This is a genomic window from Candidatus Symbiopectobacterium sp. NZEC135, assembly GCF_025962695.1.
The window spans coordinates 1-760 of record NZ_JAGFPF010001036.1; the positions used below are offsets into that span (position 1 = coordinate 1).

Annotated in this window: 1 protein-coding gene and 1 pseudogene; one reads left to right on the forward strand and one right to left on the reverse strand. The window is 54.1% G+C overall.

Features of this window, described 5'->3' with window-relative positions:
• Positions 1-275 (reverse strand): annotated as a pseudogene (locus tag J5224_RS32260) (LacI family DNA-binding transcriptional regulator); the annotation flags it as partial.
• A gap of 180 nt (positions 276-455) precedes the next feature.
• On the opposite strand from J5224_RS32260, the gene hpxX reads away from it, so the two are divergent.
• Positions 456-647, forward strand: a complete 192-nt coding sequence (gene hpxX / locus J5224_RS32265) for an oxalurate catabolism protein HpxX (protein WP_264629025.1) — start codon at positions 456-458, stop codon at positions 645-647.
• The last annotated feature ends 113 nt before the right edge of the window (positions 648-760 follow it).

The window sequence follows — 760 nt, forward strand, 5'->3', positions numbered from 1 at the left end:
GTATTGCCCTGAACCGCATCACGGCTCTCGGCCAGCGGCATCCCGCTTTGGCGCAGGGTTCTTAATTCTTCACGCACCTCACGGTAACTGGCATAACCCAGCCGCTTGAACAAGCGACTGACCGTCGCTTTCGATACGCCGCTAAGCTGCGCCAGTTCGGCGCTGTTATAGCCAATCACATCGTCGAAATGGGTAAAGATAAAATCGGCAATGCGCTGTTCCTGTCCAGAGAGTGTGCTGTAACGGCTGCGTAGCCGCTCATCAATTTGTGTCATGGCGATTCCGTTATCTCTGTGTCATTGCAACTTTCGTTGCAACCACCCTAACACAAGCCCATCACTGACATACAATAGGAAAAAACGTCTGCCCTCTTGGTTTCGCCACCATTCTGGAACAACTCTTGCAACACGGGTTTCACGCTAACGCCTCTGCATCGTGAAATAACGGGAGAACCGATGACCTCTTATGCCCCTGAAACCCTGAGCGCTTATCTGCAACAGATGGAAACCCTGCTGAATCTGCCCCTCACGCCTGAACGCCATGATGCGGTGTTGCTCCAGTTACAGCGCATCGCGGAGATGGCACAACCGCTGATGGACTACCCGCTGGAGATGCAGGAAGAGATCGCGGGGGTTTATCAATTATGAATTCCCCGTTGTCGATGGCGGAACTCGCCGCTTTACCCATCAGCCAACTGCAACAACACCTGCAACGTGGCGAGCTTGCCGCCCGCGAGATCGCGGACATTACGCTGGATGCT

Excerpts from the sequence above, each read along its gene's own strand:
- hpxX (WP_264629025.1), top strand. The coding sequence starts at position 456 with ATGACCTCTTATGCCCCTGAAACCCTGAGCGCTTATCTGCAACAGATG.